This window comes from Plantactinospora sp. CNZ321 (assembly GCF_004217235.1).
Map to the genome: position 1 here is coordinate 4,415,175 of NZ_SHKQ01000001.1, position 25,915 is coordinate 4,441,089.

Genomic DNA, 25,915 nt, shown 5'->3' on the forward strand with positions numbered 1-25,915 from the left:
ACAGTTCCCGGTGGAGCCGGGGCCCTTGCCCGACCGGCACACCCCCGCAGGGTCGCGGGCGACCGGCACGTCCCTTCAGCGTTCTGGGGCGACCGGCACATCCCTTCAGCGTTTGCGGGCTACCAGCACGTCCCGGACGATCGCCTGGTCGACCCGGTGGGTGAACTCCAGGTACGGGCCGTCGGCCAGCACCTCCAGGCCGGCATCGGCGAGGATCTCGGCCGCGGTGTCCCGGCGGGCCACCTGGGTGTTCCAGGCGATGCCGAGCGCCCCACCGGGCCGGAGCAGCTCGACCCAGACCGGCACCGCCTCGGCGAGCAGCGCGAGCGGACTCCGGGCCAGCCCTCGGCCGGCGCTGCGGCTACCGTGCTGTACGCCGTACGGGGCGTCGGTCACCAACAGGTCCTGGGTGCCGGGCCGGAAGAACTCGGCACTGCGGACGGTGTCCGCCTGTACCACGTCCAGCCGCTGGGTCAGGCCCGCCCGGTAGGACTCCTTGTCGGCGGCGAGGTCGACCTGCAACCGCCGGGCCACCACCTGCCGGTTGCGGCGTACCGGCCCGAACTCGGCCCGGTGCTTCACCCGCTTGCGTTTCAACCAGGTCTGGATGTACGTCGCGTACGCCTCGAAGTCCGTCCGGTCGTGGTCCACCCCCGCGGCGTCGTACCCGTACATCAGCGCCTGGTTCAGGGTGGTGCCCCGGCCGCAGAGCGGGTCGAGCACCCGGAACTTGCGGTCCAGCATCTGCGGGGCGAAGTCCGAGGCAAGCATCGTCACGTTGAGCAGCAGCTTGGTGAACTGCTCGTTCGTCTTGCCCGGATACTTCGGGATGGTCAGCAGGTCGTCGTCGAACCGGTCCAGCCGGCGCAGCTCGATTGGCCGGAGCAGCCCGTCGACGACCTCGAACAACACGTAGACCGACGACAGGTTGGCCAGGTACGCGACGTCACGCCCGTCGAGCTGGTCGGCGGTGAAGGTGACGTAGCGGACGCCCCCGAACACGGTCTCGGTGATGTCGTGCAGCCGGCCGCCGAGCACGGCCCGGTCGAAGATCGCCAATTCGGCCCGGGTCAGCGTCACCGAGGCGTCCGCGTAGACCCGGTTCGACGACGGGGAGATCAACAATGCGTACTGGCTCATCTGTCCTTCCGGCGGTTCGCACGCTCGACCGGTAGATGGTAGACGGCGGCAAGGCCCGGGACCCGCTCCGGACGGTGCTGTTCCCCCAGCACCGCCCGGTGGTCGGGCGTGCCGTCAGGCGTGGTCGCGCCAGATCTTCCGCAGCGGCTCGATCCCGGCTGCCGGGTCGAGGTTGAGCACCACGGCACCGAGTCGGTAGGTGTACCGGTCGGTGGGCTCCCAGTAGATGCCGGGCCGGTCGTCGGCGGCCCGGAACTCCACGTACGCCTGCAACGCGCCGCTGCGGGCCAGCTGGGTCACCTCGCCGGAAAGCTCCGCCACCCCGCTGTACCGGTCGATGACGCCCTCGGAGATCTGGGTCCGGTGGTCGTCCGGTGACCCGCCCGGCAGCCCACGGGGCGCACCGGAGTTGTAGAAGTAGCCGATCCAGTCGCCGCCCTGGCAACGCACGACGGCTCGGAACTTCTCGTCGGGCATCGCCAGCCCGGTCTCGTCCCGGTGCCGCGCCGCGTCGTCGAGCCGCTCGCACCCGTCGGCGGCGCTGACGAACCGTCCCGCGAACTCGCGCAGGTCGTCGTCGCCGCCGAAGGCGCGTCCGGGTGCGGCGGCCCGCCACCAGGTCACGCCGCCGACGGCGGCCAGCACCAGCACCGCCGCCGCGGCGGCGACGGCCACCACGACCCGGCGGCGTCGCCGCGGCCCGATCGGGCCGGCACCCCGCGACGGCACGGACGCAGCGGGCGGACCCGGCACCGGCGCGGACGCACCGGGCGACGGTGACACCCGCGCGGACGCACCGGGTGGCGCGGTGGCCCCGGCGGGCAGCGGCGCGGGCGCCTCCGGCGGAGTCACCCTGGCGTGCGGCTCCGCCGCCACGGCGGGGCCGGCGACGCCCGGTGGCTCGCCGGTCGTCGTCGCCGGCAGGTGCAGCCCACCCTCGGCCACGACGAACTCCGGTTGCTCGATCGCGACCGGCGCCATCCCCGACCGCTGGTGCAGCAACGTCGCCACCAGTGGGATCCGGGTCGATCCGCCGACCAGGAAGACGGCGCAGACCCGCACCTGGTGATCCCGGTGGTAGCCGTCGAGGGTCTCCACGGCCAACCGGACCGCTCGGGTCAGCACCGGTCGGGCCGCCTGTTCGAACTCCTCCCGGGTCACGTGCACGTCGCGGTTGAGGATGGGCAGGTGGACCGAGGCCGTCGGCTGGCGGGAGAGCATCTCCTTGGCCGCCTTGGCGTCGTCCCAGAAGAGCCGGAAGTCGCGGAGGTCCTCCGGTCCGGCCGGAACGGTCAGCCGACGCCAGCGTTCCGGATCGCCCGCCGCCACGGCGGCGCCGATCCGCTCCACCACGATCGCGTCCAGGTCCACCCCGCCGAACGCGTCCAGGCCGCCGGTCGTCACCGTCTCGAAGGAGCGGGGCGTGCGGCGTACGACGCTCACGTCGAAGGTGCCGGCGCCCAGGTCGAAAACCATGATGGCCTGGCCCGGCGCGAGTTGCCGCCCGAGCACCCGGACGAAGTACGCGGCGGCGGCGGACGGCTCGTCCACCAGCCCGATCCGGGGCAGCCCGGCGAGAGCGGCGGCCGAGTGCAGCACCTGCCGGCGGGCCGGCCCCCAGGTCGCCGGGTGGGTGACCGTCACCGTCGCCGGCGCCTGCCCGGCCGCCCGGACCGCCTCGGCGTAGACCCGCCGCAAACCGGCCGCGACCAGCTCGGCGATCGGGTACGCCCGCTCGCCGAGCAGCAACTCACCCGCGTCGACCATCCGCTTCGGGTTTGGTTCGTACCGGGACGGGTCGATCCGCGCGCTGCGCTCCGCGTCCCGCCCCACGAGTATCCGGCCGTCGGGAGTGGCGAAGACCGCGGAGGAGAGCAGCGGCGAGCCGTCGAACACCAGTGGCCGGACCCGGCCGTCCGGCCACCGCAGCATGCCGACGGTGTGTGAGGTCCCGTAGTCGACAGAGAGCGCGAAGCTGAGGGCCGTCACGGCACCGGAGTCTACGAGACGCGGCGGACTCAGGGTCGCCGCAGTACGCCGCCGTACTCGTAGAACCGGGTCTCGTCCGCGCCCTTGCCGAGGTACGGCCGCAGCGCCTCGTCGACCGGCGCCAGTGGCGGCTGGCTCGGGTCCGGGCGCCAGTTCTTGACGTTGACCAGCCCTGGCTCGACCGGCTCGAAGTCGCGGACGAACTCCGCCACCTCGTCGACCATCCGGTTCTTCCAGGTGATGCCCATCTTCTCCACCATCGCGTTACCGGCGTCCACCCCGGCCCGGTCGGTGCCGGCCAGTTGCGAGTAGCCCAGATAGCTGTCCGGGGCCATCGTCTCGCGCAGCACCGCGAGCAGGTGGTGGATCTTGTCGTCGTCCACGATGGAGTGGGTGACGGAGAGCAGCAGCACCCCGACCGGCCGGGAGAAGTCGAGCATCTCGCGGACGTCGGAGTCGGCGAGGATCTGCTCCGGTTCGGTGACGTCGGCGGCGATCACCCGGGTCGTCTCGTCGTTGGCCAACAGGGCGCGCCCGTGCGCCAGCACGATCGGGTCGACGTCGACGTAGATCACCCGGGCGCCGGGCTGGAACTCCTGCGCCACCTGGTGCACGTTCGCCTGGGTCGGCAGCCCGCTGCCGAGGTCGAGGAACTGCCGGATGCCCAGGTCGCGGGCCATGAACCGGACCACCCGGTAGAGGAAGAGCCGGTTCTCCCGGGTGACGTCCAGGCTGGCCGGGTACTGCGAGTTGACGAACTGGACGGCCGCCCGGTCCGCCGGGAAGTTGTCCTTGCCGCCAAGCGAGTAGTCGTACATCCGGGCCGAGGTCGGGACGTCGATCGGGAAGGCGGGGTAGCCTCCGTCCTGGGGCGCGGTCACGTGATCAGCTCTCCGTACATCTCAAGGGGACGGAGCACCAGAGTAGCGCTCCGTCGACCCTCCCCTGGGAGCGATCCCAGAGGGAGCCGCTCTCAGCGGCCGCAGCCCACCCGGTTCGTCGCCAGGGCGATGTCGTCCAGCCAGAGGTCGAAGTGGTCCGGTGTGGGGCCACCCTGGTAGAGCTGCCAGCCGATTTTCACCGTGTCCGCGCGGGGCAGGACGAAGTCGACCGGGTTGCCGCCGTGCTCGGTGGTGCTCACCGTCATCTCCGGCTGGGCGATCCCGTCGATCCAGACCGCGATCCGGTTGTCGGTGGCGTCCCACTGCCACTCGAAGCACTGCCAGCGGTCCTCCACGGTGGGCGCGGACTCGCGCCAGTTCGTCCAGTCGCCGGTCGGGCCACCGTCGGCGCCGACGCCCCAGTACGACCCGCCCAGCGGTGGCGCCCACTGGCCGCCGATTGGCCGGACGATCTCGGCGCTGCCCGGACCGGTCGCCTCGACCAGGGTGAAGTGCGCCCAGTCGGGTGCGGTCGGGAAGGCGTCCACCTTCAGCCGCATCCGGCCGTAGAAGCTGTTGCCCGGTGCGGTGAAGTCGTCGACCTTGAGAAAGGCCCGGCCGTTCCCCTCGGTGTGCACCCGCAGCACCTTGTCGCGCCGGTGCCGCTCGACCGTCAGCATCCCGTCCTTGGTGTCGATGCCCCAGGCCAGCGAGGCGGCGCCGCCGGTGGGCAGCCGCTCGAAGTCCTCGCAGAACAGCAGCTTACGGGGACCGCAGCCGGCGGGCCCGCCACCGTGCCCGGACGGGCCGCCGCCGGCCTGCGCGGCGCCGCCGCCGGCCATCACCGCGACGGTGGCGAGGAGGATCAGGGGGAACCGTTTCGTCAGCCGGACCATGGCGCAAGAGCATGACAGATATCGATGAATAGCGCCACCCGCCCCAACCGACACGCGTTGCCAGCGATCCATCGACATTGAAGATCTTCTTTGGTTTACTGGAGGGCCCCGGCCGCGCTCCGGTGCCCACCGCACCGCGCACACCCGCGCCCCACGCCGGCCGGCGGCACGTCCGGAGGTGTGTCATGAGCAGTGGGTCCGGATCGGACTCGCCCCCCGTCGACGCCCCACCCTGCGGGGTGTCCCGGCGCGGGATGTTGCACCGGACGGCGGTCGCGTCCGCCGGGCTGGCCGTCGGCGCGACGGCCGGGCCCGCGATCGGCGCCGGGCTGGCCGAGCCGGCCGGGGCGGCGCCGGCACCCGAGCCGGCCGGCGCGGCAACCGTCGAGATCACCCTGGTGGTCAACGGACGCACCGAGCGGCTGCGGCTCGACGCCCGGGTCACCCTGCTGGACGCGCTACGCGAGCGGCTCGGGCTGACCGGCTCCAAGAAGGGCTGCGACCGGGGGCAGTGCGGCGCCTGCACGGTGCACGTCGACGACCGCCGGGTGCTCTCCTGCCTGACCCTGGCCGCCACCACCGCGGGCCGCCGCGTCAGCACCGTGGAAGGGCTGGCCGACGGCGACCGGCTGCACCCGGTGCAGCAGGCGTTCATCGACTGCGACGCCTTCCAGTGTGGGTTCTGCACCTCCGGACAGATCATGTCGGCGGTGGCGCTGCTCGACGAGGGGCACGCCGGCTCGGACGAGGAGATCCGCGAGCACATGTCCGGCAACATCTGCCGCTGCGGGGCGTACGAGAACATCGTGGCCGCCGTCCGCACGGCCCGGCGCGGCGGGGCCGGACGATGAGGCCCTTCGGCTACACCAGCGCGCAGAGCGTGGCGCAGGCGCTGGCCGGCGGCGGCGCCGGCACGGCCTACCTGGCCGGCGGCACCACCCTGGTGGACCTGATGAAGCTGGAGGTGATGACCCCGCGCCAGGTGGTGGAGATCAACCGCCTGCCGCTGCGCGGTGTCCACGTCGACCGGGACGGGCTGCACGTCGGTGCGCTGGAACGGATGAGCGAGGTCGCCGAACACCCGCTGGTGACCGGCGGATATCCGATGCTCGCCCAGGCCCTGCTGCGCAGCGCCTCGCCACAACTGCGCAACATGGCGAGCATCGGCGGCAACCTGCTGCAACGGGTCCGCTGCGGCTACTTCCGGGACACCGGCACCGGCTGCAACAAGCGCCGGCCCGGCTCCGGCTGCCCGGCGATCGGGGGTGAGAACCGAGGCCATGCCATCCTCGGCACCAGCGACTCCTGCGTCGCCACCCACCCCAGCGACCTGGCGGTAGCCCTGGTGGCGCTGGACGCGCGGGTCCGGCTGGTCGGCCGGGGCGGTACCCGGGACGTCCGGCTCGCCGACTTCTACCTGCTGCCCGGGGACACCCCGGACCGGGAGCACGACCTGCGGCCGGGCGAACTTGTCACCCGGGTCACCGTGCCGCCGCTGCCCTGGGCCAGGCGGTCGGGATACCTGAAGATCCGGGACCGGCAGTCGTACGAGTTCGCCCTCGCCTCGGCGGCGGTGGCGCTGGACCTGCGTGACGGCGTGGTCCGGGACGTACGGGTGGCGGTCGGCGGGGTCGGCACCCGGCCCTGGCGCCTGCCTGCGGTGGAGGACGCGCTACGCGGCGGGGCGGCCCGGCCGGAGGTGTTCGAGGCGGCCGCCGAGCTGGCGGTCCAGGGCGCCCGGCCCCTGGCGCACAACCGGTTCAAGACGACGCTGGTCCGGCGCACCATCGTGCGCGCCCTGACGAACCTGGTGGAGTCGCTATGAGCGGCGCGGCACGAACGGTCTCGGTCAACCGGGTCGACGGCCGGCTCAAGGTCACCGGCGGCGCGCGATACGCCGCCGACCAGCCGGTCGAGCGGCTCGCACACGGCTACCTGCTCCTCAGTACGGTCGCCCGGGGCACCATTCGGGCGATGGACGTGGCCGCCGCCGAAGCCTCCCCCGGCGTACTGGCGGTCTACACCCCGTTCCACCCGCTGCCGCTGGTCGGCACCGGCACGCCGTTCAGCGTCGGGCACAGTTGGCTGCCGTTGCAGGACGCCGAGCTGCGCTGGCACGGCCAGGCGATCGGGCTGGTGGTGGCGGAGACGTTCGAGCAGGCCCGGGACGCCGCCGCACTGGTCACCGCCGACTACGAGGTACGGCCGGCGGCCATCTCCTTCGCCGATGGCATCGCCGGGGCCACCGACCCGGGCCCGATCACGGGGGAGCCGGCCCGGCTGGAGTTCCTGGCCGACGGGGTCGGTTCGATCGACGAGGCGCTGGCGGCCAGCGAGGTGACCATCTCCGGCACCTACCAGCAGCCGGGCAAGCACCACAGCGCGATGGAGCCGCACTCCTGCGTCGCCGTCTGGCAGGACGGGGCGCTCACCCTGCACACCGGCACCCAGAGCGCGTCGCTGACCGTCGGCGCGATGGCGGCGGCGCTCGGCGTCGAGGCCGCCCGGGTCCGGGTGGTCAGCCCGCACGTCGGCGGCGGCTTCGGCAACAAGATCGCGACGTGGGCACATCCGCTGCTCGCCGCGGCCGCCGCGCGCACGCTGGGCCGGCCGGTCAAGGTCGTGCTGACCCGGGAGCAGACCTTCACGATCACCGGAAACCGCTCCGCCGTACGCCAGACGGTGCGCCTGGGCGCCCGCCGGGACGGCACCCTGGTCGCGCTCAAGCACCAGGTCTGGGCCAGCCAGTCCGCCTCCGGCGGCATCTTCGAGGGCTCGGCGCACGCCACCTCGCGCTATCTCTACAAGACGGAGAACCTGCACCTGGACCAGAAGATCGTCACGCTGGACGTGCCGCCGCCGACCTGGATGCGGGCGCCCGGCCAGGAGTCCGGCTCGTTCGCCGTGGAGACCGCGCTCGACGAACTCGCCGCCGAACTGCGGATGGACCCGGTCGAGCTGCGGCTGCGCAACTACGCCACGGTCTACCCGGGCCGGAACGTGCCGTGGTCCAGCAAGCACCTGGACGAGTGCTACCGGGTCGGCGCCCGGCGATTCGGCTGGGCCCGCCGCAACCCGACACCCGGAGCCGTCGTACGCGGCGAGTGGCTGGTCGGGATGGGGATGGCCACCGCCAACTATCCCGGCGAGCGGTTCCCGGCCTCGGTGACGGTCCGGTTCCAGCCCGACGGGGATGTCTCGGTGGCCAGCGCCACCGCCGACCTGGGCACCGGAATGTGGACCGTGCTGGCCGTGCTCGGCGCTGAGGCGCTCGGCCTGCCGGTCTCCCGGATCCGCAGCGACCTCGGCGACTCCAGCCTCGCCGCCAACATCGGCTCGTTCGGCTCGGCCTCCACCGCGAGTACCGGCCCGGCGGTGGCCGCCGCCGCGGAGGCCGCGACGAACGCGCTGATCACGCTCGCCGTGACCGACGAGCGGTCGCCCCTGCACGGCTTGCCCGCCGCCGACGTCCGGTACGACCGGGGTGATCTCGTCGCCCCGGACCGGCGGATCGGCTTCCCGGAGCTGTTGCGCGCGGTCGGATCGCCGGGCGTCGAGGCGACCGGCAGCGCGGGCCCGGGCCCGGAGCACCGTCAGCACGCCTTCACCTCGTTCGCCGCGCACTTCTGCGAGGTACGGGTCAACCGGTGGACCGGCGAGCCCCGGCTGCACCGGATGACCACGGTGGTCGACGGTGGCAGGATCATCAACGCCAAGACCGCCCGCAGCCAGATCATCGGCGGGGTCATCTTCGGCATCGGCCAGGCACTGCTGGAGAGCGCCATCGTCGAGCCGGAGACCGGCCGGATCGCCAACGCCAACTTCGCCGACTACCTGCTGCCGGTGAACGCCGACATCCCGCCGATCGACGTGCACTTCCTGGACCACCCGGATCTGCTGTTCAACCCGCTCGGCGCGCGCGGGATCGGCGAACTCGGCACCGTCGGGGTCGCCGCCGCGATCGGCAACGCCGTCTACAACGCCACCGGGCGGCGGATCCGGGAGCTGCCGATCACGCTGGACAAGCTCCTCGACTGAGGTCGGCACCTCCGACCGGGACGGCGGCGGGCGCGACCAGCCGGCCGCCCGGTCGCCGCGCCATCCGTCACCTCGACCGCGAGGAGCAGGTACGGCCAGGCCGTCTGCCAAGATGGGACCGTCACACCCGACCGATGCACAGGGGGACGCCGGGTGACCTGGGCGGAGATGCTCGCTTACTGCCTTGCCAAGCCGGGCGCCTGGCAGGGCGAGCCGTGGGAGGGCGACGTGGTGGTCAAGGTCGGGCCGAGGATCTTCGCCCTTCTCGGCCAGGAGTCGCGGTCGAGCGTCGGCGTCAAGTGCGGCCCGAACCGGAAGGCGGTCGACGCCTCCCATTCCGCGATCGTCGCCAGGCTGCCGAAACGCGACCGCCCGACGGCCCGACAGCCCGCCGGACGCCACCCGGATCCTGCGGGGGTATCCACGGAAGGAGTCGAATGACCAAGCCCGCCATCACCGCCGGAGTCAACATCGCCATGAAGATCCCCAAGGCGCAGTACGAGGCCACGGTGGACTTCTACCGCGACACCCTTGGCTTCGAGGTCAAAGAGGAGGATGCCTCCTCCGCGCCGACCGTTTCGAGGACCCATTCGGTGCGGTTCGGTCCCAACACCCTCTGGCTCGACTGTGTCGACAACTACAGTCAGCCCGATCTGTGGCTGCAACTCCACACCGACGATCTGGACGCGGCGACAGGCAGGCTGGCCGACATCGGCATTCAGCCGTGTGACGAGGTGGAACCGCTGGAGAACCCCGGCTCCAGAACCCACTGGATCAAGAATCCGGCCGGTATCGTGCATCTGCTCGCGGAGTCCGACTGATTCCGGTCACCCATTTCCGACGGGCCTGGGTTACCGCACGCGACCGCCTTCGAGCAGGTCCTTGAGATTCTGGAAACTCCGGGGTGACGCCCTGCGGTACTGCCGCCGCACGAGTGGAAGGATCGGGACACCGACCCCGTGCCCCTCGAATTCGAGGGCGAAGGTGACCCGCGACCGGGCGCCGCCGTCGACCGGTTCGATCGTGATGCTGGCGTGGGCCCTGATCGGGCCGTCGATGCCGCGCGAGGCCCAGTGGTGCGGGAAGTCGCTCTCGGTGACCTCCTGAATCTGCCCGCGCTCCGCGCCCGCGATGTGACGGATCGTCGTGAACCGCGTCCCGACGCCGATCGGACCTTCCTGGTCCAGGTGCACACTGAGCACGTCCCGCTGCCATTCCGGGAATCGCGAGGGATCGGTCGCGTAGCCGAACACCGCGTCCGGTGGCCGCTCGATCTCAATCGTGGACAGGATTGCCGCCACAACGCCTCCTCGTTACCTTGGCTCGGTCTCGTCCGTCGGTGCTATGACGGCTGGCGGAGCGGAAAGGTAACCATGGACGATCAACGGCTGGCGGAGCGGTTCGAGGCGCATCGCGGTCATCTTCGCGCGGTGGCGTACCGGATGCTCGGCTCGCGGAGCGAGGCGGACGACGCCGTGCAGGAGGCCTGGCTCCGCCTCGCCCGCTCGGACGGGAGGGACGTCGAGAACCTCGGTGCCTGGTTGACCAGGGTGGTGGGGCGAGTGTGCCTGGACATGCTGCGCGCTCGTCGGGCGCGCCGGGAGGAACCGCTGGAGGCGTACGGGTCCGATCCGCTACCGGTCGACGAGGACGTACCCGACCCTGAGCGCACGGCGTTGCTGGCCGACTCGGTCGGCGTCGCGCTGCTCGTGGTGCTCGACACGCTGGCACCGGCCGAACGGATCGCGTTCGTGCTGCACGACATGTTCGCCGTACCGTTCGACGAGATCGCCACGATTCTCGGCCGCTCCTCGGGCGCGGCCAAGATGCTCGCCAGCCGGGCGCGTCGCCGGGTCCAGGCGGCTCAGGTGCCCGACCCCGACTTCGCCCGCCAGCGCGAGATCGTCGAGGCGTTCCTCGCCGCGGCCCGCGGTGGTGACCTCGACACGCTGCTCTCGGTGCTCGACCCGGACGTCACGGCGAGGGCGGACGCCGGGTTGGTGCCCGAGGGGGCGGCGCAGCAGGTCCACGGCGCCCGGGACGTCGCCCGGCAGGCGCTCACCTTCACGCACCGCACTCCGCTCGCCCGGGTGGCCCGGGTCGGCGGGCAGGCGGCCATCGCCGTGGTCCCGAACGGGCGCCTCGCTATCGCGATGCTCTTCGCGGTGCGGGACGGACGGATCCGGACGATCGACATCCTCGGCGACCCCGCCCGACTGCGGGCACTGGAGGTCGTGATCCTGGAGTGATCCCCGGTGTTTCAACCCGGTGGTTCCTCGCTGTAGAGCCGGGTGACGGTCTCGGCGACGCAGCACGGCTTGCCGGCCCGTTCCGGTTCGACGGTGACCCGGGTGAGCACCTGCACCGCGCCGTCCGACACCGGCGCGACCTCGAGCAGCTCCGCGCCGACCCGGACCGCCTCACCGGTGCGCAGCGGCGCCGGGAACCGCACCCGGTTCAGCCCGTAGTTGATCGCCAGCCGGATCCCCTCGACCCGGTAGAGGTCGCGCACCAGCACCGGCAGCAGGGACAGCGTGAGAAAGCCGTGTGCGACCGTCGTCCCGTACGGGCCGGCGGCCGCGCGCTCCGGGTCGACGTGGATCCACTGGTGGTCACCGGTGGCGTCGGCGAACGCGTTCACCCGGTCCTGCTCGATCCGATGCCACGGGCCGGGGCCGAGCCGCTCGCCGACCGCCCCGGCGAGCTCGGTGAGCGAGGCGAACGTTCTCATTCCAGGTGGCCTCCGAGCTTCGTGTAACCGCGGAGCAGGTCCCGCGAGATGATCAGTCGTTGCATCTCGTCCGTGCCCTCGAAGATGCGCAGCAGCCGGACCTGTCGGTACCAGCGCTCGATCGGCAGTTCCCGGGTGTAACCCATGCCGCCGTGGATCTGCAGCACCCGGTCGACCACCCGGTTGACCATGCCCGCGCCGTAGAGCTTCGCCATCGAGGTGGCGTGCCGGGCGTCGTGTCCGGTGTCGACCGTCCAGGCGGCCCGGAGCACCAGCCAGCGGGCCGCCTCCAGCTCGGTCTCCGAGTCCGCGATCATCCACCCGATCGCCTGGTTGGCGCCGATCGGCCGGCCGAAGGTCTGCCGGGTGTTGGCGTACTCGATGGCCATCCCCAGGGCGCGTTCGGCGATGCCGAGGGCGTGCGACGGGATCAGGTATCGCCCCTTGCCGATCCAGCGCATGCCGAGGGCGAAGCCCTGGCCCAGCTCGCCGAGGACGTTGCGGTGCGGCACGCGTACGTCGTCGAAGACCAGCGACGCCGGTCCGCCCTCCCCCATCGTCTGGATGGGTTCGGACTTCCAGCCCATCGCCCGGTCGACCAGGAACGCGGTCGCTCCGCCGTCGTGCACCCCGCGATCCGGGTCGGTCACCGCGACGACGATGGCGAAGTCCGCCTCGTTGCCGTTGGTGATGAAGGTCTTCTCGCCGCTCAGCACCCAGTCGTCGCCGTCGCGCCTGGCCCGCAACCGGATGTTGGCCACGTCCGAGCCGGCCCCCGGCTCGGTGATGGCGAAGCAGGAGATCCGGTCACCCTGGATGGTGGGGATCAGGAACTCCTCCCGCTGGGCGGCGTCGGCCTCGAAGAGGATGTTGTCCGCCTCGCCCCCGAACCGGAACGGTACGAAGCTGCGTCCGGTCTCCGTCCAGATCAGCGACTGGGTGACGGCGGGCAGGGCCATCCCGCCGTACTCCTCGGGGGTGTCCAGGCCCCAGAAGCCGAACGCCTTCGCCTTGAGCTGGAGTTCCCGCAGCTCGTCGCGGCGCAGCCCGGGCTGGTGGGCCCGTTCCCGGCGCAGCACCTCCGACTCCAGCGGCATCACCTCGTTGCGGATGAAGGCCCGGGCGGTGTCCCGGATCGCCCGCTCCTCCTCACCGAGCGAGAAGTCCACGGTGTCGTCCTTCCGTCGGATCGGTGGGGTTAGTTCGCACCGCCGTTGACGTAGAGCGTCTGGCCGCTGACGTAGGAGGCGTCGTCGCTGGCCAGGAACGCGATCACCGCCGCGACCTCCTCGGGCTGGCCGACCCGGCGCAGCGGCGTCTGCTCGGCGAAGTACTTCTGGTGCTCGGCCGGGGTGGCGCCGACCCGCTCGGCGGTGGCCGCGGTCATCGCCGTGGCGATGTAGCCGGGGGCCACGGCGTTGACGTTGATGTTGAACGGGCCGAGTTCGATCGCGAGGGTGGCGGTGAGCCCCTGCACCCCGGCTTTGGCCGCCGCGTAGTTGACCTGGCCCCGGTTGCCGAGCGCGGAGCGGCTGCTCAGGTTGACGATCCTGCCGTACTTCGCCGGCACCATGTGCCGCTGTGCCGCCTGGCAGCAGTGGAACATGCTGGTCAGGTTGGTGGTGATCACCGCCTCCCAGTCGTCGGCCGGCATCTTGAACAGCAGGTTGTCCCGGGTGATCCCGGCGTTGTTCACCAGCACGTCGAGCCGGCCGTACGCCGCGACGACCTCGTCGAAGGTGGCCGACACCGCCGCGCTGTCGGTGACGTCGCAGCCGTACCCGCTGGCCTTCCCACCGGCCTGGACGATCTCGTCGGCGGTCTGCCGCGCCCGGTCGGCGGCCAGGTCCAGGACGGCCACGGCGGCTCCCTCGGCGGCGAGCCGCCGGGCGGTGGCCGCACCGATCCCCTGGGCCGCCCCGGTGACGACGGCGACCCGGTCGGCGAATCTGCCCACGTTGCACTCCTCGCTGGGTGGATGCGGGTGACCTGGGAGGACTTCCGCGCGGGACGGGGCTCCCGGATCCCTGGGCCGGCGGGTGTCCCGGCCGTTGCCCGTTAAACTATCGCTGGAAGTTTTGCCCCGCCACCCCCGATCGGCGCGGGAGGCACACGAGTCCGGTCCGGCGGCGGATCGCGGCCACCGAGGAGGAGGACGACCGAGCATGCCCCGCCCCCGCCAGGCCCTGTTGAGCCGGCAGCGGATCGTCGACGCCGCAGCCGCGATCATCGACGCCGAGGGACTGGACGCGCTCTCCACCCGCCGACTCGCCACCACACTCGGGGTACGCGGTCCGTCACTCTACAACCACTTCGCGACCAAGGACGAGATCCTCGACGCGGTCGCCGACACCATCACGGCGAAGGTGGACGTCTCCTACTTCGCCACCCACGACTGGCGGGACGCCCTGCGGCTGTGGGGTCACTCCTACCGGCGGGCGCTGGCCGCACACAGCAACATCGTGCCGTACCTGGCCCAGGGGCCGGGGCGGCGGCCGGCGGCGTTGGCCATGGCGGACGCCGTCTACGGCGGGCTGGTCAAGGCCGGTTGGCCACCGGCCCGGGCCACCCATATCGGCGCGCTGATGCGCTACTTCGTGACCGGTTCGGCGCTCGGGTCGTTCGCCCGGGGCTTCGTCGGGGATCCGCAGCTCTACACCGCCCGCTATCCACACCTCGGCCAGGCGCACCGGCTCGCCGAGCATCAGCGCAGCGTCGACGAGGGTGCGTTCGCGCTTGGCCTGGATGCCCTGATCGACGGGCTGGCCCGGACCTACGAGCGGATCGTCGGCCCGCTGCCACCGCCGCCGGCGCGCTGACCGGCCACCCTTCTCGGCGGTCTTCCCCGGCGGGCCAGACGCGCCAGCGACGGCGTCCGGACGGCTCCGCGGCGACTTCTCGGCGGGGCGCGGCGGCAGCGGCTCCCGGCGGGTGCGGCGGTCAGCGGCGGCGCATGGCGTACCAAGCCGCGCCGGCCACCACGGCAGCAAGCGGCACCAGGCAGCAGACGAGGGTCAGTAGAAGATGCCACGGCTTGAGAGCGCCCATGCCCGGTGACCCTAACCGACGGGCACCGTGCCGCTCCGGCCGGCCACCGCCGGCCGGATCCGATCCGATCCGCGGACGGTCGGGTCAGCGGACGGTCGGGTCAGCGGCTGCCGGCCGCCGAGCCCTGGTGGGCGGTACGCAGCGCGGAGAGGAACGCCTCGACCGGCTGGGCGCCGGAGATGCCGTACCTGCGGTCGAGCACGAAGAACGGCACGCCGCTGGCACCGAACGCCCGGGCCTGCGCGATGTCGGCCTCGACGTCCTTGGCGTACTCGTCGCCGGCCAGCACCCGACGGGCCGCCTCGGCCGGTACCCCGACCTCGGTGGCGAGCCGGACCAGGGTCTCGGCGTCGTCGACGTTCTCCCCCTCGACCAGGTTCGCCCGCATCAGCCGCTCGTGCAGCTCGGTGCCGAGCCCGTACTGCCGGGCCAGGTGGGTCAGGCGGTGTGCGTCGAAGGTGTTGGCCATGATCGACCGGTCGAGGTGGTAGTCCAGTCCCTCCTCGGCGGCGAGCGAGGTCACGTGCTCCTGCATCGCGGCGACCTGGGCCGGCGAGGCGCCGAGCTTGGCCCGCAGGGCCTCCGGCACCGGCTGGGGCTTCCCCTTCGGGTACGACGGGTCGAGCTGGAAGCTGCGCCAGACGACCTCGACCTCGTCGGCGTGCGCGAACTGCCCGAGTGCCGTCTCCAGCCGTCGCTTCCCTAGGTAGCACCACGGGCAGACGATGTCGGACCACACTTCGAGTTGCACTGATCTTCTCCTCGGTTCTACCGGCAGGTTCCGTCCGCGCACACCGGGGCGTCCTCGTCGGCGGTAAGCATCACCAGACCCGGTACCGCCGGAAGCGGCGCCGGGTCTGTCGGCTCGTCACCTGGTTCGTCCGGTCCGGCGGGCGGTCGAGCGGCCGACCCGGCTGCCGCCAACTCCGCCTCCGGCCTGGTCAGACTCATCACGGCTCCCCTGTTGATCCCTGTTGGTAACCTACGCGCTCACCGAGCCCGGCCGCACCCGGCTGTGTTCAGGGCGACCCTCGACGGGGTGAGCCCGCGCGCACCGCGACGACATCCCCGCCGCCCGAGGGCTCGGGTCAGTCGCCCACCATCGCGATGTCGAGTTCGCGCAACTGCTCCGGGTCGGCGACCGCGTCCAGCGCGATGATCCGACCGTTGCCGACGACGAAGCTGATGGCGATCCGGACCCGCCCGCCGGCCACCACCACCGCACCCGGCGCGCCGTCGATGACGGCGGTCCGCGCGCCCTGGGCCCGGCCGGCGAAGAAGCCGGCGACCTGCTCCGCGCCGCGCAGTTCGGCGCGGCCGCCCAGCCGGGCGGCGACGCGGTCGGCCCGGATCACCACGTCCGGGTCGAGCAGGGCGAGCAGCGTGCTGACCTCGCCGCCGCGCGCGGCGGTGAGGAAGGCATCCACGATCTCGCGCTGGCGCGGCAGGTCCGCCTCCGGAGTAGCGGCCTCCGCCTGGATCCGGCGACGGGCCCGGCTGGCGAGCTGCCGGGCCGCGGCCGGGCTGCGCCCGACGATCGGGGCGATCTCGTCGTAGGAGACCGCGAAGAGGTCGTGCAGGACGAAGGCCAGCCGCTCGGCCGGGGTGAGGGTCTCCAGCACCACCAGCAGGGCCAGCCCGACCGAGTCGGCCAGCATCGCCTCGCGCTCCGGATCGGCCTGTTCGCCGGTCGCGACGGGTTCGACGGTACGGGCATCGAGCGGTTCCTCGCGGCGGGAGCCGCGCGACCGGAGCATGTCCAGGCAGATCCGGCCGACCACCGTGGTCAACCAGGCGCCGAGGTTGTCGACTCCGGTGGTGTCGGTCCGGCTCAGCCGTAGCCACGCCTCCTGGACCGCGTCGTCCGCCTCGGTCGACGACCCGAGCATCCGGTACGCCACGGCGCGCAACTGGGCCCGGTTCCGCTCGAACCGCTCGGCCAGCAGGTCCTTGTCACTCACGGTAGAACCCTCACTTCGTCGTCCTTGTCCAGATTGTGAGCTATGCCACTTTTGTCACAGCATCGTCACCGGGATCGTCACTACAGCGACGGACGAGGACGGGCCGGCGTGACAACGACACCGGCCCGAACTCAAGATCGCAAGGGAGACAGTCATGCAGGCACGGATCAACAACCCCGCCGCGCTCCTGCCGGAGGCGGTCAAGGCGGTCAACCTGCTCTACAAGGAGATCCACTCCGTCGGACTGCCGGCGTCCACGCTGGAACTCGTACACCTGCGGACCAGCCAGATCAACGGGTGCGGTGCGTGCGTGGACAGCGGCGCCCGGGCCGCGAAGAAGAACGGCGAGACCGACGAGCGACTCTTCGCGGTGGCGGCCTGGCGGGAGACGCCGTACTTCACCGACGCCGAGCGCGCGGCGTTGGCGCTCGCCGAGTCGGCCACCCGGCTGGCCGACCGGGCCGACGGCGTGCCGGACGAGATCTGGGCGGACGCGGCCAAGCACTTCGACGAACGGGAGTTGGCGGCCCTCGTACTCTGGATCGCCACCACCAACCTCTTCAACCGGATCAACGTCACCACCCGGCAGCCGGCCCCGCAGAACTGGGGCTGACCGCGCAATCGTCGATCCTGACCAGCATTCGCGGGTGGCGGCCGGGCCGCCACCCGCGAGGTCCTTTCCGAGCCCTTCCCGGCCCCCGTCCGACCCCCGAGATGGTCCGGAAGTTCTCCGTAACTTTCGGTCACGTCCCTCCGGATCTCGGGTACCCAGCGGTCATTCCGGCCGACGAGCCGCCGTCCCGACCGGTCAGTCAATACACTGACCTGCGGAAACAACCTCGGAGCGAATCGCTACCAGCAGACGGTTTCCGCAATATTTCCGGGAAGCGTTGACATGTGACCGGAACCCGACGAATACTGTCGCCATCGGCAGACCTCCACCACTGTCGATGGCTTACCACCACGTTCCGCTCCTCCGGTTGTCGACCGCGCGACGACCGGCCCACCACCACCGCGCCGTACGACGCTGGCGCCCGGTGCCCGTTACCGGGGGCTGACAGCCCTGCCGGGTCGTACCGCGCCGCTGGCCCCCGCCAGCCACCACGAGGAGGAAGCAGCTAGATGAACGACACGCACCACACCCCCACCAGATCGAGAAAACGCAGCATACGGCTGCTCTTCGGTGCAGCCTGCGCCGTGGTGCTGGCGGTCAGCGGCACCGCGCTGGCCCCCAACGCCTACGCCGAGGCTGACCGGCAAGTCTGCTCGAACACCACCGGCTCGCACAACGGGTTCTACTTCTCGTTCTGGAAGGACAGTGGCGACGCCTGCATGGTGTTGCGCGAGAACGGCCGGTACTCCAGCTCGTGGAGTAGGAGCACCAACAACTGGGTCGGCGGCAAGGGCTGGTCCAGCGGTAGCCGGCGGACGGTCAGCTACTCGGGCACCTACAACCCGGGCAACAACAACACCTACCTCGCCCTGTACGGATGGACGCGGAACCCGCTCATCGAGTACTACGTCGTGGAGAACTTCGGCAGCTACAACCCGAGCAGCGGCGCCACCCGGATGGGCACGGTGACCACCGACGGTGGCACCTACGACATCCTGCGCAGCCAGCGGGTCAACCAGCCGTCGATCGACGGCACCGCGACGTTCTACCAGTTCTGGAGCGTCCGCCAGCAGAAGCGCAGCAGCGGCACGATCACCTTCGGCAACCACATGGACGCCTGGGCGCGCGCCGGCCTGAACCTCGGTAGCAGCTGGGCCTACCAGGTCATGGCGACCGAGGGCTACCAGAGCCAGGGAAGCTCCGACATCACCGTCCGGGAAGGCGGCGGCGGGAACCCTGGCCCCGGCCCCACCACCGGCCCGACCAACCCGCCCGGTGGCAGCTGCAACGTCAGCGTGAGCCGTGCCGAGGAGTGGAACGACCGGTTCAACACGACCTTCTCGGTCAGCGGCACCAACAACTGGGTCGTCACCATCCGCACCAACGGCGGCCAGAGCCTGCAGAACAGCTGGAATGCCTCGATCAGCGGCAGCAGTGGCACGCTCACCGCCCGCCCGAACGGCAACGGCAACAACTTCGGGATCACGCTCTACAAGAACGGTAACAACACCACACCCACCGCGAGCTGCTCGACCGGCTAACCCTGGGTGGGGTGGGATGCGGTGCCGACAGTGTCTCGCGGCGCGGACTGACCCGAACACCTGAAGCATCGCCCCAGTGGCGCGGCGGCCCATCGGCCGCCGCGCCACACTGCTTATGGCGGTCCGCCGGACGAGTGGCACGTGCCCCTGGTCAGTCTGGCGGGCAGAGCAGTACACAGCCGCCGCTCGGCAGCAGCGGCAGCCCGGACGGCAGCAGCGACGGCAACACGGGTAGCGGCACCGGGAGCAGGTCCTGGTCCGCCGGCGTCGCCGGTGCCGGCTGCGCCGGATCGGATCCCACCGTCGGCGGTGGAGCAACGCCAGGGGTACGCGGCGCGGTGGGGGTGGTCGGGGCCGGTTGGACCGGGGGCGCCTGCTCGCCGGCAGGTACCTCGGAGCGGTCCGCCGATCCGGGTAGCCCGCGCCGGAGCCGCTCGATCTCGGCACGCAGCCGGCCAGCCTCTGCCGGGTCACGGATCGCCGTCACCTGGACGGCTGCTCGGTCCAGTTCCGCCCGCGCCTGCGTGTGGCGGTGATCCGCCAGCGCCTCCCGAGCGAGCTGGATGGTGTGCTCGGCGGCGCGGACCGCGGACCGGTCCGGATAGACCGCCGTCGCGACCGGCCAGAGCGGGCTGGTCGGCCCGGCATGGTTGACGCCGAGGCCGAGCAGGGCGGTCAGCACGACACCGACCACGCTGGACAGGACGAGCCGGCGGACGAGCCGGCCGGCGCGCGGCCGACGCGGGAATGTCGCGGGCTGATTCGGGGCCGCGGGCCGACGCGGCACTGCCGCGGGCTGGCGCGGGATCGTCGCGGGCTGGCGCGGGATCGTCGCGGGCTGGCGCGGGATCGTCGCGGGCTGGCGCGGGATCGCCGCGGGCTGGCGCGGCACGGTCGCGGCGAGTGCGGCATCGACGTCGAAGCCGGGCAGGTCGGCGTCGAGTTCCGCCCGCCAGGCGGTGAGCAGCCCGGCCAGCGGGTCGTCACCGGGTGCCGACTCGGCCCGACCCAACGCGTCGAGCAACCTGTCGTCGGCCGCGACCACCGCCGGATCCGGCTCGGCAGTCGGATCCGGGTTCAGGTCCTCCCGGCCGGTCAACACCCCATCCCGCCCCGGTACGGCGTCGCCGCGCGCGTCCGTGTCGTCGTCTCGCTCTGCTCCGCCTCGCAGGGTACTCATGCGGCAACCTCGTCCAGGGCCGTGCCGGCCAGGGCGCGGAGCCGGGCCAGCGCCCGGGACTGGGTCACCCGGACGGCGGCGGCCGACATCCCCACGATGACCCCGACCTCGTCGGCGGTGAGGCCGACCGCCACCCGGAGCAGGACGATCTCCCGGTGTACCTCGGGCAGCCGGGCCAGCAGCGCGGAGAGCCGCCGGGCCAGGTCGGTGGCGACGGCCCGCTGCTCGGGACCGGGGGCGGAGTCCGGCCCGTCCGGCAGCGGACCGTCGGTGGTGACGGCCGAGTCGCGGATCGCGGCCCGCTGCGCGTCGGCGACCTTGTGCGCGGCGATGGTGTAGAGGAAGGCGGCGAACGGCCGGCCCTGGTCCCGGTACCGGGGCAGTGCCCGGAGCACCGCCAGGCAGACCTCCTGGGCCACGTCGTCGGCGGTGGCGTACGCGCCGCCGACCCGGCCGAGCCTGGCGCGGCAGTACCGGACCAGGCCGGGGCGGACCTCGGCGAGCAGCGCCGCCGTCGCCTCGGGGTCGCGTCGGGCCGCGCGGGCGACGAGCTCATTCTCTGGTGCTGCGGTCATGTATGCGGTCGCACCTTCGTCGGGCACACCTTCGTCGGGGCACGCCTTCGTCCGGCACCACGCCCGGAGTTACCGGCGGGTCAACGGCACCGTATCGGGAGCCGTCGGATCGCACCACCGACGGGGGCGGTCCGCCGGCACCGCGGGACGGCTCGACGTCGGACCACGGAAACTCGCACCACGGAAAGTGGTCGAAGAATTACCGGACTTCGCTGTTACGCCCGGGGTGCCCGCCGCGATGTCCACCAGAGACGGCGGTGGGCGGAGTCCACCGGGAGCGGCGGCGGGCGGTGGACGGATGGGCGTCGAGATACGGGTCGAAGGGCTGACGAAGTCCTTCGGCGGCCAACCGGTCTGGTCCGACGTCAGCCTCACGCTGCCGGCGGGCGGGATCTCGGTGCTGCTCGGCCCGTCCGGCACCGGCAAGTCGGTGTTCCTGAAGACCCTGGTCGGGCTCTTGAAACCGGACCGTGGAGCAATCTGGATCGAGGGCCGGGACCTCACCCGGCTCTCCGAACGCGCGCTGTACGACGTTCGCAGGCTCTTCGGGGTGCTGTTCCAGGACGGCGCGCTGTTCGGCTCGATGAGCATCTACGACAACGTCGCCTTCCCGCTGCGCGAACACACCCGCAGGTCGGAGTCCGAGGTCAGGGCGGTGGTGCAGGAGAAGCTGGAGATGGTCGGGCTGCTCGGCGCGGAACGGAAACTGCCGGGCGAGATCTCCGGTGGCATGCGCAAGCGCGCCGGACTGGCCCGGGCGCTGGTGCTGGACCCGCAGATCATCCTCTTCGACGAGCCGGACTCCGGGCTCGACCCGGTGCGCACCGCGTACCTCAACCAGCTCATCATCGACCTCAACCAGCAGACCGGGGCGACGTTCCTGATCGTCACGCACGACATCAACACCGCCCGTACGGTGCCGGACAACATCGGTCTGATCTACCACGGCCGGCTGGCCATGTTCGGTCCGCGCGAGATGCTCCTCTCCAGCACCGAGCCGGTGGTCCGGCAGTTCCTGAACGCGCAGCGGATCGGCCCGATCGGGATGGCCGAGGAGAAGGACTCCGACGAGTTGCGGGCCGAGGCGGAAGCGGGCGTGGAACTGCCGCCGCTGCCACCGATCCCGCTGCAACTCGCCCCCACCGACGGTCGGCCCCGCCCCGCCGAGCAGCCGCCGGGCCGTTGGTGCGAGGAACATGGCGTCACCCCGCCGGTCGGATCGTTCCAGGGTGTCCGGGGCAGCGTCTGGCAGCCGACCGAGGCACTGCGATGAGCCAGCCGACCGAGGCACTGCGATGCCAGCCGACCGAGGCGTTCCGATGAGCCAGCCGACCGGCACCGGGCAGGCCGGCCCGGCCAGGGTGACCGCCCGGCTGCGCGGCCCCGGCCACTTCTTCGCCTTCTGTCTCGACGCGCTGCGCGGGCTGGTCCGGCGGCCGTTCCAGGTCCGCGAATTCGTGCAGCAGGCCTGGTTCATCAGCTCGGTGTCGATCCTGCCGGCCGCGCTGGTGGCGATCCCGTTCGGGGCGGTGATCGCGCTACAGCTCGGCTCCCTGGTACGCCAGCTCGGCGCCCAGTCGTTCACCGGCGCCACCTCGGTGCTGGCGGTGGTGCGCGAGGCCAGCCCGATCGTGACCGCGCTGATCATCGCCGGGGCGGGTGGCTCGGCGATCTGCGCCGACCTCGGTGCCCGGAAGATCCGGGAGGAGCTGGACGCGATGGAGGTGCTCGGCATCGACCCGGTGCACCGGCTCGTCGCACCCCGGATCGTCGCCGCCGCACTGGTCGCGGCGCTGCTCAACGGGCTGGTCAGCGTCGTCGGGGTGGCCGGCGGCTACTTCTTCAACGTGGTGATGCAGGGCGGGACACCCGGGGCGTACCTGGCGAGTTTCCAGGCGTTGGGCCAACTGTCCGACCTGGCCGTCGGCGAGGTCAAGGCGGTGCTCTTCGGTGCGGTGGCCGCGCTGGTCGCGTCGTACCACGGGATGACGGCGCGGGGCGGGCCCAAGGGGGTCGGCGACGCGGTCAACCAGAGCGTCGTACTCACCTTCATGCTGCTCTTCGCGCTGAACTTCGTGATCACCGCGGTCTACTTCCAGCTCGTACCGCAGCGGGGGATGTGAGATGCCGATGCTGCGTACCCTGGACAACCTCGGCGGACAGCTCGCCTTCTACCTGCGGGCGTTCGCCTGGACCCCACGGGCCCTGCACCGCTACCGCCGCGAGGTGGTACGCCTGCTCGCCGAGATCAGCTTCGGTCGCGGCGCACTGGCGGTCACCGGCGGCACGGTCGGGGTGATCTGTTTCCTGACCTTCTTCACCGGCACCGAGGTGGGGCTCCAGGGCTACCAGGCGCTCGACCAGCTCGGCAGCAGCGCGTTCACCGGATTCGTCTCGGCCTACTTCAACACCCGGGAGATCGCCCCGCTGGTCGCCGGCCTGGCGCTCTCGGCGACCGTCGGCTCCGGTTTCACCGCACAGCTCGGGGCGATGCGGATCTCCGAGGAGGTCGACGCCCTCGAGGTGATGGGCGTGCCCTCGCTGCCGTTCCTGGTCACCACCCGGATGATCGCCGGCTTCGTCGCGGTCGTCCCGCTCTACGTGATCGGCCTGCTCTCCAGCTACCTGGCCACCCGCAGCATCGCGGTCTTCTACTTCGGACAGTCTGCCGGCACCTACGACTACTACTTCCATCTCTTCCTGCCCCCGATGGACGTGCTCTGGTCGTTCGGCAAGGTGCTGGTGTTCAGCGTGATCGTCGTACTGGTGCACTGCCACTACGGGTACCACGCCAGCGGCGGGCCGGCCGGAGTCGGCATCGCGGTCGGCCGTGCGGTGCGTACCGCCATCGTGGCGATCAACATCGTCGACTTCTTTCTGTCGCTGGCCATCTGGGGCGCGACCACGACCGTACGGATCGCGGGGTGAACGGGAGCATGCAGCATCGCGGGTCGCCGTGGGGCCGACGCGTCCTCGGTCTCGTCTTCGTGGTGGTACTCGGTGCGGCGCTGACGCTCGCCGTGTTGCAGTACCGCAAGGTCTTCACCCCGGTCGCCTGGGTGACCCTGCACACCGCCCAGACCGGGATGCAGCTCAACCCCGGCGCCGAGGTGAAGCTGCGTGGAGTGCCGATCGGCGAGGTACGCGAGGTCGACAGCGACGGGACGCGGGCCCGGCTGCGGCTCGCGCTCGACCCGGACCGGATCGGGCAGGTACCGGCCGACGTCACCGCCAGGCTGCTGCCGAAGACCCTCTTCGGCGAGCGGTACGTGGCCCTGGTCGCCCCCGCCGGCTCCACCGCCGGTCCGCTGCGGGACGGTGCCGTGATCAGCCAGGACCGCAGCCGCAACGGTGTCGAGCTGGAACGGGTCCTCGACGAGGCGCTGCCACTGCTCCGGTCGATCCGCCCGGACCGGCTGGCCAGCACCCTGGCCGCGCTCGCCACCGCCCTGGAGGGTCGCGGCGAGCAACTCGGGCGGACCCTGGAGACCCTGGACGGCTACCTCGGCGAACTCAACCGCGAACTGCCGGCGCTCACCGAGGACGTCCGGCGGCTCGCGGCGGTGCTGGACTCCTACGACGCGGCCCTGCCGGACCTGCTGGCGATCCTCCGGGACGTCACCCCGACCGCGCGCACCGTCGCCGACCAGCGCACCCAGCTCGCGGCCTTCCTCGCCGAGTCGACCGACGCCGCCGACGTGGGCCGGCTCTTCCTGGACCGGCACGGTGACCAGGTGATCCGGCTCGGCGAACTCGGCCGGCCGGTGCTGGAGCTGCTGGCCGCGTACGCCCCGGAGTATCCGTGCCTGATGCAGGGGCTGGTACGGGCACAGCCACGCGCCGAGGAGGTGTTCCGGAACGGCCGGATGCACGTGACGCTGGAGGTGACCCGGGACAACGGCGCCTACCAGCCCGGCCGGGACGCCCCGGTGTACGGCGCATCGACCGGCCCGCAGTGCCGGGAGCTGCCGAACCCGAGGCCACCCGCATCCGAGGTACGGATCGAGGACGGCTACGACCACGGCGGCTCCCGCCCCGGCCCGGTCAGGCTCCCGGTCGGCAAGCCTCCGGCGAACTCCGGCGCCGCCGTCGACGGAATCCCGGCCGCCGGCAACCCACCGGCGATGGGCTCTGCCGGCACCGAGGAGGAACGGAACCTGCTCAAGCCGATCATCGGAGCCGCCACCGGCATCCTGCCGGTGCAGGTGCCCGACATCGCCGTACTGCTCTGGGGTCCGCTGCTGCGCGGCGCGGTGGTGAACGCCAGATGAGGCGGGTACCCGTCGGCCCCCTGGTCAAGCTGATCGCGTTCGCCGCCGTGACGCTGCTGCTCACCGGGATGCTCGCCCAGGCACTCGGCTCGTTGCACTTCGGCGGCACCAGCTACCGGGCCCGGTTCACCGACGTCACCGGCCTGCTCCCCGGTGACGACGTCCGGATCGCCGGAGTCCGGGTAGGCCGGGTCGACACGATCCGGGTGGTGCAGGACAGTGTCGCCGAGGTCACCCTGAGGTTGACCGAGGAGGTGCCGCTCCGCACCACCGTCCGGGCGAAGATCCGCTACCGCAACCTGATCGGCCAGCGCTACGTCGCGCTCGCCGAGGGCCCCGGCGGCGGGCCGCCACTGCGCCCGGACGGGCTGATCCCGATCGGCCAGACCACCCCGGCCCTCGACCTGACCACCCTCTTCAACGGGTTCCGGCCACTCTTCACCGCGCTGAGTCCGGAGGACGTCAACAGGCTGGCATACGAGATCATCCAGGTGCTACAGGGTGAGGGCGGCACCGTGGCCAGCCTGCTGGCGCACACCGCCTCGCTGACCAACACGCTCGCCGACCGGGACGCGGTGATCGGCCGGGTGGTGACCAACCTGAATGCGGTGCTGGCCACCCTCGATGACCGGGACGCCGAACTCGACCAGACGATCCGCTCCTTGCAGCAGTTCGTCTCCGGCCTGGCCGGCGACCGCGAGGCGATCGGCGCGGCACTGGTCAACCTCGGCAAACTCACCGGCAGCACCGCCGCGCTGCTCGCCGACGCACGGCCGGCGCTCGCCGCCGACGTGACCGAACTCGGCGACCTCGCCGGCACCCTCAACCGGAACGCGGCGGTCATCGACGGCACCCTCGGCCGGCTACCCGACCGGTACGAGGCGCTGACCCGGGTCGCCTCGGACGGCTCCTGGCTCAACCTTTTCGTCTGCGACTTCGACGGCCGGCTGGCGTTCGGCGGGCAGAGCGTCAACCCGGCCACGTTCAGTTCCGAGGCGGCCCGCTGCGCCGGATCAGGAGGTACCCGGTGAACCCGCTGCGCCGGATCAGG

The 25,915-nt window shown here is 71.8% G+C and carries 26 protein-coding genes; 14 read left to right on the forward strand and 12 right to left on the reverse strand.

The genetic code is table 11. The features are described 5' to 3' along the window. Positions 1-105: 105 nt before the first annotated feature. From EV371_RS19295 to EV371_RS19310, 4 genes are all read right to left on the reverse strand, one after another. The gene (locus EV371_RS19295) at positions 106-1,140 is read right to left on the reverse strand and encodes a TRM11 family methyltransferase (RefSeq protein ID WP_130463281.1); all 1,035 of its coding nucleotides are present in this window, start codon (positions 1,138-1,140) and stop codon (positions 106-108) included. Positions 1,141-1,254: 114 nt separating this feature from the next. Beyond that, positions 1,255-3,129 carry an Hsp70 family protein gene (locus tag EV371_RS19300; RefSeq protein ID WP_130463282.1) on the reverse strand — a complete coding sequence of 625 codons (1,875 nt, stop codon included), beginning with the start codon at positions 3,127-3,129 and terminating at the stop codon, positions 1,255-1,257. Between the two features lie 29 nt (positions 3,130-3,158). Continuing rightward, positions 3,159-4,010, reverse strand: a complete 852-nt coding sequence (locus EV371_RS19305) for an SAM-dependent methyltransferase (protein ID WP_207230541.1) — start codon at positions 4,008-4,010, stop codon at positions 3,159-3,161. A gap of 92 nt (positions 4,011-4,102) precedes the next feature. Beyond that, entirely contained in the window at positions 4,103-4,906 is an 804-nt protein-coding gene (locus EV371_RS19310) for a hypothetical protein (protein WP_130463283.1), read from the reverse strand. A gap of 389 nt (positions 4,907-5,295) precedes the next feature. On the opposite strand from EV371_RS19310, the gene EV371_RS19315 reads away from it, so the two are divergent. The 5 genes from EV371_RS19315 (at position 5,296) to EV371_RS19335 (ending at position 9,765) form a co-directional block, all read left to right on the forward strand. After that, positions 5,296-5,757 (forward strand): (2Fe-2S)-binding protein, encoded by a 462-nt coding sequence (locus tag EV371_RS19315; RefSeq protein ID WP_349340179.1) that lies wholly within the window; start codon positions 5,296-5,298, stop codon positions 5,755-5,757. Next, the gene (locus EV371_RS19320; RefSeq protein ID WP_130463284.1) at positions 5,754-6,731 is read left to right on the forward strand and encodes an FAD binding domain-containing protein; all 978 of its coding nucleotides are present in this window, start codon (positions 5,754-5,756) and stop codon (positions 6,729-6,731) included. Before EV371_RS19315 ends, EV371_RS19320 begins: the two co-directional genes overlap by 4 nt. Then, positions 6,728-8,944 carry a xanthine dehydrogenase family protein molybdopterin-binding subunit gene (locus EV371_RS19325; protein ID WP_130463285.1) on the forward strand — a complete coding sequence of 739 codons (2,217 nt, stop codon included), beginning with the start codon at positions 6,728-6,730 and terminating at the stop codon, positions 8,942-8,944. The genes EV371_RS19320 and EV371_RS19325 overlap by 4 nt, the downstream gene beginning before the upstream one ends. 153 nt (positions 8,945-9,097) lie before the next feature. Continuing rightward, complete coding sequence (locus EV371_RS19330; protein ID WP_130463286.1) at positions 9,098-9,385, forward strand: MmcQ/YjbR family DNA-binding protein; 288 nt, start codon at positions 9,098-9,100, stop codon at positions 9,383-9,385. Beyond that, on the forward strand, positions 9,382-9,765 hold the full coding sequence (locus tag EV371_RS19335; RefSeq protein WP_130463287.1) for a VOC family protein: 384 nt from the start codon (positions 9,382-9,384) through the stop codon (positions 9,763-9,765). The genes EV371_RS19330 and EV371_RS19335 overlap by 4 nt, the downstream gene beginning before the upstream one ends. A gap of 30 nt (positions 9,766-9,795) precedes the next feature. On the opposite strand, the gene EV371_RS19340 is transcribed toward EV371_RS19335, so the two are convergent. Further along, complete coding sequence (locus EV371_RS19340) at positions 9,796-10,245, reverse strand: SRPBCC family protein (protein ID WP_130463288.1); 450 nt, start codon at positions 10,243-10,245, stop codon at positions 9,796-9,798. Positions 10,246-10,317: 72 nt separating this feature from the next. Between EV371_RS19340 and EV371_RS19345 the strand changes: the two genes are divergently transcribed. Continuing rightward, the gene (locus EV371_RS19345) at positions 10,318-11,193 is read left to right on the forward strand and encodes a sigma-70 family RNA polymerase sigma factor (RefSeq protein WP_130463289.1); all 876 of its coding nucleotides are present in this window, start codon (positions 10,318-10,320) and stop codon (positions 11,191-11,193) included. Positions 11,194-11,204: 11 nt separating this feature from the next. Here EV371_RS19345 and EV371_RS19350 read toward each other — a convergent pair whose 3' ends face one another. Genes EV371_RS19350 through fabG form a run of 3 tightly spaced genes read right to left on the reverse strand, consistent with a single transcriptional unit; the run spans position 11,205 to position 13,632 of the window. Beyond that, a complete protein-coding gene (locus EV371_RS19350; protein ID WP_130463290.1) occupies positions 11,205-11,675 on the reverse strand; it encodes a MaoC/PaaZ C-terminal domain-containing protein in 471 nt (156 codons plus the stop codon). Continuing rightward, positions 11,672-12,844, reverse strand: a complete 1,173-nt coding sequence (locus EV371_RS19355; RefSeq protein WP_130463291.1) for an acyl-CoA dehydrogenase family protein — start codon at positions 12,842-12,844, stop codon at positions 11,672-11,674. The genes EV371_RS19350 and EV371_RS19355 overlap by 4 nt, the downstream gene beginning before the upstream one ends. A 29-nt stretch (positions 12,845-12,873) precedes the next feature. Further along, positions 12,874-13,632, reverse strand: a complete 759-nt coding sequence (gene fabG / locus EV371_RS19360) for a 3-oxoacyl-ACP reductase FabG (RefSeq protein ID WP_130463292.1) — start codon at positions 13,630-13,632, stop codon at positions 12,874-12,876. A gap of 208 nt (positions 13,633-13,840) precedes the next feature. Between fabG and EV371_RS19365 the strand changes: the two genes are divergently transcribed. Beyond that, positions 13,841-14,494 (forward strand): TetR/AcrR family transcriptional regulator C-terminal domain-containing protein, encoded by a 654-nt coding sequence (locus EV371_RS19365; protein WP_130463293.1) that lies wholly within the window; start codon positions 13,841-13,843, stop codon positions 14,492-14,494. A 329-nt stretch (positions 14,495-14,823) separates the two neighbouring features. Here the strand turns inward: EV371_RS19365 and EV371_RS19370 are convergent, their stop codons facing one another. Together EV371_RS19370 and EV371_RS19375 are read right to left on the reverse strand one after the other, a co-directional pair. Further along, positions 14,824-15,474 carry a DsbA family oxidoreductase gene (locus EV371_RS19370; RefSeq protein WP_130463294.1) on the reverse strand — a complete coding sequence of 217 codons (651 nt, stop codon included), beginning with the start codon at positions 15,472-15,474 and terminating at the stop codon, positions 14,824-14,826. 337 nt (positions 15,475-15,811) lie between these two features. After that, positions 15,812-16,684 (reverse strand): sigma-70 family RNA polymerase sigma factor, encoded by an 873-nt coding sequence (locus tag EV371_RS19375; RefSeq protein ID WP_130463295.1) that lies wholly within the window; start codon positions 16,682-16,684, stop codon positions 15,812-15,814. Between the two features lie 154 nt (positions 16,685-16,838). Here EV371_RS19375 and EV371_RS19380 point away from each other — a divergent pair, with 154 nt between their 5' ends. Beyond that, complete coding sequence (locus EV371_RS19380) at positions 16,839-17,297, forward strand: carboxymuconolactone decarboxylase family protein (RefSeq protein ID WP_130463296.1); 459 nt, start codon at positions 16,839-16,841, stop codon at positions 17,295-17,297. A gap of 509 nt (positions 17,298-17,806) precedes the next feature. Then, positions 17,807-18,838 carry a glycoside hydrolase family 11 protein gene (locus EV371_RS19385; protein ID WP_130463297.1) on the forward strand — a complete coding sequence of 344 codons (1,032 nt, stop codon included), beginning with the start codon at positions 17,807-17,809 and terminating at the stop codon, positions 18,836-18,838. 151 nt (positions 18,839-18,989) lie between these two features. On the opposite strand, the gene EV371_RS19390 is transcribed toward EV371_RS19385, so the two are convergent. Further along, complete coding sequence (locus EV371_RS19390) at positions 18,990-20,018, reverse strand: hypothetical protein (RefSeq protein ID WP_130463298.1); 1,029 nt, start codon at positions 20,016-20,018, stop codon at positions 18,990-18,992. Then, the gene (shbA, locus tag EV371_RS19395; protein ID WP_130463299.1) at positions 20,015-20,593 is read right to left on the reverse strand and encodes an RNA polymerase sigma factor ShbA; all 579 of its coding nucleotides are present in this window, start codon (positions 20,591-20,593) and stop codon (positions 20,015-20,017) included. The genes EV371_RS19390 and shbA overlap by 4 nt, the downstream gene beginning before the upstream one ends. Before the next feature lie 298 nt (positions 20,594-20,891). Between shbA and EV371_RS19400 the strand changes: the two genes are divergently transcribed. Genes EV371_RS19400 through EV371_RS19420 form a run of 5 tightly spaced genes read left to right on the forward strand, consistent with a single transcriptional unit; the run spans position 20,892 to position 25,895 of the window. Beyond that, complete coding sequence (locus EV371_RS19400; RefSeq protein WP_130463300.1) at positions 20,892-21,866, forward strand: ATP-binding cassette domain-containing protein; 975 nt, start codon at positions 20,892-20,894, stop codon at positions 21,864-21,866. A gap of 46 nt (positions 21,867-21,912) precedes the next feature. Continuing rightward, positions 21,913-22,716: an ABC transporter permease gene (locus EV371_RS19405; protein ID WP_130463301.1), complete on the forward strand. Its 804-nt coding sequence runs from the start codon at positions 21,913-21,915 to the stop codon at positions 22,714-22,716. Position 22,717: 1 nt separating this feature from the next. Beyond that, positions 22,718-23,521, forward strand: coding sequence for an ABC transporter permease (locus EV371_RS19410; protein ID WP_130463302.1), 804 nt, complete (start codon positions 22,718-22,720; stop codon positions 23,519-23,521). Then, positions 23,518-24,864: an MCE family protein gene (locus EV371_RS19415; protein WP_130463303.1), complete on the forward strand. Its 1,347-nt coding sequence runs from the start codon at positions 23,518-23,520 to the stop codon at positions 24,862-24,864. The genes EV371_RS19410 and EV371_RS19415 overlap by 4 nt, the downstream gene beginning before the upstream one ends. Next, the gene (locus EV371_RS19420) at positions 24,861-25,895 is read left to right on the forward strand and encodes an MCE family protein (protein ID WP_130463304.1); all 1,035 of its coding nucleotides are present in this window, start codon (positions 24,861-24,863) and stop codon (positions 25,893-25,895) included. Before EV371_RS19415 ends, EV371_RS19420 begins: the two co-directional genes overlap by 4 nt. Positions 25,896-25,915 lie beyond the last annotated feature (20 nt).